Origin of the sequence: Pseudomonas sp. PHC1, assembly GCF_046487845.1 — a bacterium.
GTDB classification, from domain to species: Bacteria; Pseudomonadota; Gammaproteobacteria; order Pseudomonadales; family Pseudomonadaceae; genus Aquipseudomonas; species Aquipseudomonas sputi.
The window spans coordinates 1-937 of record NZ_JBJXHJ010000068.1; the positions used below are offsets into that span (position 1 = coordinate 1).

Annotated in this window: 1 protein-coding gene and 2 pseudogenes; 2 read left to right on the plus strand and 1 reads right to left on the minus strand. The window is 55.6% G+C overall.

The window, feature by feature from the left end; genetic code table 11:
* Both ACKJSM_RS28660 and ACKJSM_RS28665 read left to right on the plus strand, forming a co-directional pair.
* Nucleotides 1-263 (plus strand): annotated as a pseudogene (locus ACKJSM_RS28660) (cryptochrome/photolyase family protein); the annotation flags it as partial.
* A pseudogene (locus ACKJSM_RS28665) lies at nucleotides 250-381 on the plus strand (DUF2256 domain-containing protein); the annotation flags it as partial. The pseudogenes ACKJSM_RS28660 and ACKJSM_RS28665, both read left to right, overlap by 14 nt.
* Before the next feature lie 241 nt (nucleotides 382-622).
* Here the strand turns inward: ACKJSM_RS28665 and ACKJSM_RS28670 are convergent.
* Nucleotides 623-937: TerC family protein (locus ACKJSM_RS28670; RefSeq protein ID WP_410239537.1), on the minus strand; the 315-nt coding region annotated here is incomplete at its 5' end.

The following is a 937-nucleotide window of genomic DNA, read 5'->3' on the forward strand; positions in this document are numbered from 1 at the left end:
TATATATAAAGCGAATGTCTGATTACTGCCGTCACTGCGCGTACAAAGTCAGTGAAAGCAAGACCGACGACGCCTGCCCTTTCAATTCGCTTTACTGGCATTTCCTGATACGTCACGGCGACCTGTTGCACAGCAATCAGCGCATGGGCATGGTCTACAAGAACCTCCACCGGATGAGTGAAGCCAAGCAGGAGGCGCTCTGGAAACGAGGCCAAAAACTGGTCGCCAAACTCGATGCAGGTGGGTGTTTTGAAGAAGAGTGAACTACCCGTAAAGGTGTGTGTGGTCTGCGGATTGCCATTCGCCTGGCGCAAGAAATGGGAGCGCTGCTGGGCGGAGGTGCGCTACTGCTCAGAGCGTTGCCGACGGCGCAGAGTTAGTGGATACCATGTCATCCCCTCCCCAACTGCTGGACGAACTCGAAACCCTTCACGAAAACAAGCTGGCGCTATTTAGTGGAAATCAATCTGGATTGATCAGAGGGGATCCACTGGCGTTTCCAGTACCGCCGTTGGCGTTATAGCCACACTCGACTTGAATGCCGAGTCCGTTACTGGCCATATGTCTCAAAGTTGCCAATTCGCTAGGAGGCAGCCGACTAGCGGCCGCCACCTTTTTTGATTTACTCCTGCGAGCCAGCAGAGGCTTGGTCGCGTGTTTTCCAGAGCGACAGCAGCACACCGCCCAGCAGCAGACCCAAGGTCACGCTCAGGGAAATGACCGCCGGAATCTTGCCGATGATGCCGACCAGGAAGATCTTGCCCCCGATAAAAACCAGCACCAGCGCCAGCGCGTACTTGAGGTAGGCGAAGCGGTGAATCATCGCCGCCAGGGCGAAATACAACGCACGCAGGCCAAGGATGGCGAAGATGTTGGAGGTGTAGACGATAAAGGGGTCTTGGGTGATGGCGAAGATCGCTGGCACGCTGTCCACGGC